Origin of the sequence: Streptomyces mesophilus (assembly GCF_011044995.1) — a bacterium.
In the GTDB taxonomy this organism is placed as follows: Bacteria; Actinomycetota; Actinomycetes; order Streptomycetales; family Streptomycetaceae; genus Streptomyces; species Streptomyces mesophilus.
Map to the genome: position 1 here is coordinate 1 of NZ_JAAKZW010000299.1, position 8,627 is coordinate 8,627.

Here is an 8,627-nt window from a genome sequence, read left to right on the forward strand (position 1 = left end):
GCCCGAAACCGGGCCGGCCCCACCCCCGGGGATCAGTCGTCCAGCGTCAGCCGGAGCACACCCCCCTCGTACGTCCCGGCGTACAACGCCTCGCCCGAAGGGTCGGCGACGAGGGACTGCACGTCGGTGTTCTGCATGCCGCGCGCGAGGCTGTCCCAAGTGCGGCCGCCGTCCTCGGACTTGAGCACGCCGCGGCCTCCGAACGGGTTGCCCCAGTCCCAGCGGCTCTGCGTGCCGGCGTACAGATCGCCGTCGATCTCGACGATGTCCGAGACCAGCATCCGCAGCCCGCCCGAGTCGCCGGTACGGAAGGTGCGTCCGCCGTCGGACGAGTAGCGCAGGTCCGGGCCGCCGGCGATGATCCGCGAACCCTCGAAGGCGATCGCCGTCGTCTCCTTGTCGTCCGCCTTCTTCAGCGACTTGCCGCCGTCGTCGGAGTACCACAGGCCCAGCGGGCCGCCGAGCCACAGCCGGTCGGAGCCCGGCTGCTGCGCCAGGGCGCCCACGTACAGCTTGTGGTTGTACGAGGTCCAGCTCTCGCCGCCGTCGGAGGTGGTGTAGACGCCGCCGGCCCGGCGGTTGGCGTAGCCGACGGTGACCTTGTCGGGGTTCCGCGGATCGATGTGCAGCGCGGTCAGGTCGCCGTCGAGCTGTCCGCGGCTCTCCCAGGTCACGCCGCCGTCGACGCTGCGTTCGAGGGAGTTGCCGAAGAGTCCGGAGAAGATCCGCCAGACCGTCTTGCCGGAGGCCTTCACATGCGGGTAGGAGGCGCCCGTGGATCCCTCGAACTCGCCCTGGCCCCAGTCGGGTTCACTCGATCCGAGACCGGTGCGGTAGATGCCGCTCTTGGTCGCGGCCAGGAGCGTGCCGTCGGAAACGGCGAGCGCGGACACCGTGCTGCCCTGGACGCCGATCCTGTCGTACGCGCCGTCCTCGCCGCCGCGCACGACGCCGGAGGTGAAGCCCACGGTGTGCGAGCCGTCGGCCCATACGTCGAAGTCCTCGGACACCGTGTTGCGGTTGGGCTTGTCCACGCTCGTCCACGTTTTGCCGCCGTCGGTGCTGCGGCTGAGCCTGCCCTGGTCGTCGTGGAGGACCTGCCCGGCCGACAGGCTCACGCTGCCGTTGGGGCGCCGCTTGGTGTTGGTCCAGGTGCGGCCGCCGTCCTCGCTGACCCTGAGGCCCGCGTCGGTGCCCTGCACCTGCAGCGTGACGAGCGGCCCGGAGACGTCGTAACCGAAGAACGTCTGTCCTGCGGTGCCGGTGAAGATCTTCTCCGCGGGCTTCGGGCCCCCGGACACGAAGTCCCGGATCACCCAGATGTTCTTGCCCTCCCAGCCGTAGAGGTCGTCGCCGCCGAGCTGCACCGACAGGATGTAGTCGGTCGGGAAGCCGAGCTCCTCGACCTTCCAGGTCCGGCCGCGGTCACGGCTGATCGTGTACTGACCCAACTCGTCCTCGGCGATGAGCACTTGGTGCTTCGGGTCGGAGAGGAGATTGGTGTACGGGGAGTCGGGCGCGTTCACCTTGGTCCAGGTGCGGCCGCTGTCGTGGGTCTCCATGAGCAGGCCGCCGTAGCGCACCGGCGGGTGATCGGAGCGGACCGCGGACCACCAGTGCCGCTCGTCGGCCGAGTCGACCACGATGACCGGGGGACGCCTGGCGCCGCCGAACGGCAGCCGGGTGCGCTGCTGCCAGGACTTGCCCTTGTCGGTGGTCACCCACGCACCGCCGATGGTGCCGTTGGACACCACGGCCTGGTCCGGTGCGGTCGGCGCGAGGCTGACCTGGCCGCCGGCGCTGTACGGGCCGACCGGCTTCCACTTGCCGCTGTACTCGGTCTTCCGGGTGACCTCGAAGGCCCCTTCGCCGTAGACCGTGTTGCCGTACACCGAGCGGCCGTCGACGGACAGGTCGTACGTGCCCGGCGCCAAGTCCTTGAACTCGGCCACGTAGTGCGTCGGCGCCGCCTTCTTCAGCGGTACCTCGTACGAACGGCCGTGGCGCGGGTCGACCTTCAGCTTCGAGGTGGACTCGATGGCGACCTGGGAGTAGACGTACACGGTCGCCGTGCCGTCCGAGGGGTCGGGCGTGGCCTCGACCTCCAGGGGCATGAAGGTGAGCTGGTAGGGGACGGTGAGGTCGGGGCCGCGCTCCGGGTCGACCGAGATCCGGCCGGTGATGTCCTGGTACGTGGCGGGGCGGTCTGCCTCGGCGGACACGGTCACCTTGACGTTGCCGTGCGCCGGGATGCGGACGGCCGACGGCGAGACGCGCGCCTGGTCGTCGCCGCGTACGCGGGCGTTGACCGCGCGGTCCGACGAGTTGTGCAGGGTGAGGGTTTCGCGCCCCTCGACCTCGTCCTCGTCGGCGTCGGGGTGGCCGAAGGCCAGCGTCGCCGGGGAGGCGGAGATCCGGGCGTCGGCGGCGGCCTCGGTGTTCAGGCGTCCCGCGCCCTGCGCCGTGATCGCGGCGTCGAGCGGCTTGGCGGTCCCGGTCAGTTCGTCACGCAGTTCGGCGGCGGTCCTGTCCGGGTGCAGCTGGCGAAGGAGCGCGGCGGATCCGGCGACCAGCGGCGAGGCCATCGACGTACCCGAGAGCCGGAAGTACCCGGTGGAGACAAGGGACTTGGGCACCGTGGAGCGGATCTCCACGCCCGGCGCCACGATCTCCGGCTCCAGGCCGAACCGCGGGCTCGGGCCGCGCGAGGAGAACGAGGCGATCTGGTCGCTGGAGTCGGTGGAGCTGATGGTGATCCCGGTGTCGGTGCCGGCCAGTTTGCCCAGCTCCTGACCGGTCAGCCGGTCCACGCCGAGGATCGCCAGCTTGTCCATCCGCCAGTGGTCGGTGCCGAGGGTGCCGCTCGTGGCAGCCGCCTTGACCTCGCCCTGGGGAGCCGCTTCCGGCCGCTCGGCCTGCTCGCGGCCCTGCTCGGCGGCGACCGGCGCGCCACTCGGGCTCACGCCGCCGATCACGGCGAGGGCGCCGCGCTTCTCGGCCTCCTCGTAGAACTTCTGCTCGAAGTCCTGGACGCCGTCCTCCTCGGTCTGCCCGGGCGGCATAGCGAAGAGCAGCACCTTGCCCTTGACGTCGCCGGCGCGCTCCCAGTCCGCGGGCTCGCCCCAGCCCAGGTCGACGACCCGGCCGGTGCCCGGCTCGGCGGGACCGTAAGCGGTCATCACACCCGGGTACGTCTGGATCTCGTCCTTGCCGACGGCCGCGTGCGGCACCCGCGTACGGGAGGTGGAGGCGCCGACGGTCAGGACGCCGTCCGCCGAACCGGGCGAGCCGATCGCATACTGCTGGCCGTCGTTGCCGGCCGCGGCGACCACGAGGATGCCCGCGTCGGAGGCGGCGGTGGCGGCGAGGCCGACCGGGTCGGTGCCGTCGATACCTGGTCCGGTGGCGCCGATGCTGAGGTTGATGATGTCGGGGCGGTGCGGGTTGGCCGGGTCGGCGGCCGCCTCGATGCCGGCGATGATGTCGGACATCTCGCCGTAGCCGTCCTGGTTCATCACCTTGTACGCGAGGAGCTCGGCGTCGGGTGCGGCACCCGTGACACCGTTGTCCGTCGCGGACTTGGCGGCGACGATGCCGCCGACGTGCGTACCGTGCCCGTTGTCGTCCAGCGGGTCGGCGTCGTCGTTCACGAAGTCGTATCCGCCGACGACCTTGCAGTCCTCGCCCAGGCAGCCGCCCAGGTCGGGGTGCGTGTAGTCGATACCGGAGTCGATGACGGCGACCGTGACGCCCTTGCCGGTGACCTTCTGTCCCTCGGCGTCCTCGCGCTGCCATACGTCGGTGTTGCCGACGAGTTCGTTGGCATCGGCCATGGTGATCTTCATCCGGGCGTCCGGCACCACGGACTTGACCCCGGGCAGCTTCTTCAGCGCCGCGACCTCGTCCGCGTCGACGGTCATCGCCACGGCGTTGACCAGGAGCCCGAGCTTGCGCACGGACTCCGGGTCGACCCCGGCGCCCTTGGCGCGGCCCAGGAAGTCCTTCTGCTGCTCGGCGATGCCGGCCCGTTCGGCCTTGACCTCGGCGGGCTTCGCGTCCTTCGAGGCACCCGCGGGTGCCTCGATCGCCGAGGCCCCGTCGAGGACGACGATGACCTTCTGCTGTCCGGTGGCGGCAGGCGCTGCGGCGGCGGATGTCGACTGGACCGATGTGAGCAGTCCGCCGAGCACCGCGGCCGACAGGCCTATGTGCATGGTTCTTCGATTCACGTACCCCATGGGGGAGCACACTCGTCGTGAACCGCTGGCCACTACAACGGTCTGAGGTGACCTACCCGTGCCGGTGGCACCGTTGGGCCACCAGCACAGGTCCGTCCGTCCGGTCAGCCGGCCGCGAGCAGCTCGAGGGTGTCGATCACGCGGTTCGAGAAGCCCCACTCGTTGTCGTACCAGGCGACGACCTTGATGTGGCGGCCGTCGACCCGGGTGAGCGCCGAGTCGAAGATCGACGAGGCCGGGTTGCCGGTGATGTCGGACGAGACGAGGGCGTCCTCGGAGTACTCGAGGACACCGGCCAACGGGCCCTCGGCCGCGGTGCGGTAGGCGGCGAGGACCTCGTCGCGGGTCACGTCGCGGGCGACGGTGGTGTTGAGCTCGACGATCGAGCCGACCGGTACGGGCACGCGGATCGAGTCGCCGGACAGCTTGCCGTCGAGGTTCGGCAGGACCAGGCCGATCGCCTTGGCGGCGCCGGTCGTGGTCGGCACGATGTTGACGCCGGCGGCGCGGGCGCGGCGGGGGTCGCGGTGCGGGCCGTCCTGCAGGTTCTGCTCCTGCGTGTAGGCGTGCACGGTCGTCATGAACCCGTGCTCGATTCCCGCGAGTTGATCGAGGACCTGGGCCAGCGGGGCGAGCGCGTTCGTGGTGCAGGACGCGTTCGAGACGATCGTGTGCAGGTCCGGGTCGTACGCGTCGGAGTTGACCCCGTACGCGAGCGTGATGTCGGCACCGTCCGAGGGTGCGCTGACCAGGACCTTGCGCGCGCCCGCGTCGAGGTGGGCGCGGGCCGCCTTCGCCGAGGTGAAGCGGCCGGTGGCCTCGAGCACGAGGTCGACGCCGAGTGCGGCCCAGGGCAGCTGCGCGGGCTCGCGTTCGGCGAGCACCTTGATGCGGTGGCCGTCGACGACGAGCGTGTCCCCGTCGACGGTCACGGGGCGGCCGAGCCGCCCGGAGGTGCTGTCGAAGGCGAGCAGGCGCGCGAGCGCGGCAGGTTCGGTGAGGTCGTTGACGGCGACGATCTCGAGGGCGCTGTCGCGTTCGAGCAGGGCGCGCAGCACGTTGCGTCCGATGCGGCCGAATCCGTTGATGGCGATGCGAGTCATGAGTGGTGTCCCCTTTTTCCGTCTGTCCTTCGCCACCAGGCTCGCTCGCGACGCCTCCTGCGGACAGTGGCGGGATCGCCATGGTTCGAAAGGATCCCGCCAGTCGTCCGTAGGGGATGTCAGCTGCCTCGCGTGAAGGTGCGCCGGTACTCGCTCGGTGTGGTGCCGAGGATCTCCTTGAAGTGCGTCCGCAGGTTCGCGCCGGTGCCGAGCCCGACGTCGGCGGCGATCTGCTCGACGCTGCGCTGCGAGAGTTCGAGCAGCTCACGGGCCAGATCGAGGCGGGCGCGCAGCACCCACTGCATCGGCGTGTACCCGGTCTCCTCGGCGAACCGCCGGGAGAACGTGCGCGCCGACACCCCTGCCTGGCGCGCCAGTTCGTCCAGCGTGAGCGGTTCGCCCAGCCGGTGCAGCGCCCACTCGCGGGTCACCGCGAACCGCTCGCCGAGCGGCTCCGGCACGCTGCGCGGCACGTACTGCGCCTGGCCGCCGCTGCGGTACGGAGCGGCGACCAGGCGCCTGGCCGCGTGGTTGGACGCGGCCACCCCGAGGTCGCCGCGCACGATGTGCAGACACAGGTCGATGCCGGAGGCGGCGCCGGCCGAGGTGAGCACGGGGCCCTCGTCGACGAACAGCACGTTCTCGTCCACCTGGACGCGCGGGTACCGGGCCGCGAGCGCCCGGGTGTAGTGCCAGTGCGTGGTGGCCCGCCGGCCGTCGAGGAGACCCGTGGCGGCCAGCGCGAACGCGCCCGTCGAGATGGCGGCGAGCCGCGCGCCCCGCTCATGGGCGCCGAGCAGCGCGTCCACCACGCTGCCCGGCGGGTCCTCGCGGTCCGGGAACCGATAGCCGGGCACGAAGACGATCTCGGCCCACTCCAGCGCGTCGAGCCCGTGCGCGACCGAGTACGCGAGCCCGTCGCCTCCCGCCACGAGCCCGGGCGCGGCCCCGCAGACCCGGACCTCGTACGGCATGCTCGCGCGGGTGGTGAACACCTGCGCGGGGATCCCGACATCGAGCGGCTTGGCGCCTTCGAGCACGAGGACGGCGACGCGGTGGAGGCGGGGAGAGGGCACAGGGAGAGGTTAGGGCTACTGCGGCCCGGAGAACTTGCGCACCAGTGCCGGTACCGCGTGCGCCGGGTCGAGCCGGTAGGCGTAGAACGACCGCGGGTCGAAGGCCGCGCCCCACTCGTCATGGCGGCCCGTGGTGTTCTTCAGGACCGAGCCGCGCTCCACCAACTCGGCCTCGGCGTCCGCCTGATAGGGGTGCTGCACCCCGTCGTAGTAGCTGTTCTCGATCACCATCTTGGTGCTGCCGCGCGCCCAGTTCCCGTACGTCCAGACGGGATCGCCGTCGTCGACCTGGGCCGACAGATAGTTGTTGTACAGGTGCGCGTACGCGCAGTTGTCGGCCGACGGGTTGCGCTGCTTGGTGCCGAGGAACCAGTTGTGGTCGATGGTGATCCGGGTCTTCGTGTTTTCCGTCCAGCCGATGCCGAGCGCCTTGTTGTGGTTCTCGAAGCGGTTGTACGACACGGTGATGTAGTCGCTGTCCTTGCGGATGTCGAGCAGTCCGTCGCCCATGCGCGTCAGGCGGTTGTGGTCGATCCACACATGGTGGACGGAGTCCATCTGGATCGCGTCGAAGTCGGTGGTCTTGCCGTCCCAGTCGCCCTCGACGTACGAGTCGCGGATCGTGAGGTTGCGGATGATGACATTGCTCGTGCCGGGGTTGAGGTGCAGCTCGCCGTGCACGATCTCGCCCGAGGTGCCGACGCCGACGAGGGTCTTGTCGGAGGCCACCACGATGTCCGAGCCGAACGGTGCCACCTCGATCGCGCCCGCGATCCGGATGACGTACGGCTCGGGCGCGGCGGCGTACCTGGCCAGGTCGGCCTGCGTGCGGACGGTGACCACGCGGCCGCCCCCGCCTCCGGTGGTGCCGCCGGCGAGGGAGGCGAAGCCGTGGGGGCGGTCGGCGTGCCGGACGGTGACAACTGCCTTAGTGGAGGCAGTAGTTGAGAGGGCCGACGGGCTCAGGCGGCCCGCCCCCGCCCCGCGCGCCACGTCCCGCGCGGCCACGCGCGCGCTGTCGATCCGGCCGTGCAGCTCCGGTGTCCAGCCGACGTCCGCGACGAGGTCGCGCTCGCTGCCGGAGTTGTACGCGTTGTAGATGGCGAGCAGGTCGACGGGGAAGCCGTTGAACTCGTTGCCCCGCTGGCTCAGCGCCGTTCCGTTCCAGCTCTTCACCAGGTCCGCGACCTCGATGTGGGCGGGGGCGGTGAAAGCGTTGTTCTCGGCGACGATCCGCGACTCGGTGGAGACACCGATCGAGTACCGGTAGTCGCCTTCGCGGCCGTCCGGGATGTCGTAGCGGTTGTTGTAGAGGTGCACCTGGCCGAAGCGCACGCGCGGAGCGCGCTGGACCACGGACTTGAACCGGTTGTGGTGCAGGGTGACGCGCAGCTTGCCCCGGTCGGTGGTCACGCCGTCGCCGTTGCCGATCAGCATCGCCTTGTCGTGCTCGTCGAACACGCTCCACGAGACGGTGACCAGGTCGGCGCCGTTGGTGATGTCGAGGAGCCCGTCGTGGCGCAGATAGGGGCGGGCGAAGTAGACGGGCTCGCGTGCGTCGGGGCGGTCGCCGTCGCTCGCGGTGACGTGGTCGATCCAGACGTGGGTGGCGCCGCGCAGCCAGATGGTGTCGTACGCGGACTTCCAGTCGCCGAGGCCGCCGGTGTTGGGCTGCCAGGCCGGGAAGCAGTCGTAGGCGTCGCGTACTTCGAGGTTGCGGATGATGACGTTGTCCGCGTTCTCGACCTGGAGGCTGCCGCCTTCGAGCACGGCGCCGGAGCCCTGGCCGATGAGCGTGGTGTGGGAGCCGACGGCGAGTTCGACGCGCTCGGCCTGCCGGGCGGTGGAGGCGGCACGGGCCTCCTCCTGCGGTCCGGAGGGCTTGGCGGCGCCCCAGGTGCGGGGGTCGTACGCCTTCAGGTAGGCCGCGCGGTCGTAGCCGCCGGTCGCGTAGTCCGCGCAGTCGAGCGGGCGGCCGCGGTCGTCGGTGTTGGCGTCGATCGTGCCGACGACCTTGATGATCTTCGGGGTGTCGCTGCCGCCGTCCAGGGCGCGCACCAGCTCGGCGCGGGTGCGGACGGTGAAGACATGCGCGTCGTCCGCGGCGGCGCCGCCCGTGGTGCCGCCGCCCTCGCTCGCCCAGCCGTCGCCCTCGGGCAGCACCTCCCGGCCCAGGTCGCGGGCGTCCTGCCGTACGGGGGTGGCGGGGG

4 protein-coding genes are annotated in these 8,627 nt (G+C 71.0%); all 4 read right to left on the reverse strand.

All coding sequences use genetic code 11. The features are described 5' to 3' along the window. Positions 1–32 precede the first annotated feature (32 nt). Positions 33–4,214, reverse strand: a complete 4,182-nt coding sequence (locus tag G6045_RS37135; RefSeq protein ID WP_165336646.1) for a S8 family serine peptidase — start codon at positions 4,212–4,214, stop codon at positions 33–35. A gap of 128 nt (positions 4,215–4,342) precedes the next feature. Further along, positions 4,343–5,341: a type I glyceraldehyde-3-phosphate dehydrogenase gene (gene gap, locus G6045_RS37140; protein ID WP_165336647.1), complete on the reverse strand. Its 999-nt coding sequence runs from the start codon at positions 5,339–5,341 to the stop codon at positions 4,343–4,345. 119 nt (positions 5,342–5,460) lie between these two features. After that, on the reverse strand, positions 5,461–6,417 hold the full coding sequence (locus G6045_RS37145) for a GlxA family transcriptional regulator (RefSeq protein ID WP_165336648.1): 957 nt from the start codon (positions 6,415–6,417) through the stop codon (positions 5,461–5,463). A 15-nt stretch (positions 6,418–6,432) separates the two neighbouring features. After that, a partial coding sequence (locus G6045_RS42505) for a pectate lyase family protein (RefSeq protein WP_456243486.1) occupies positions 6,433–8,627 on the reverse strand: 2,195 nt, incomplete at its 5' end.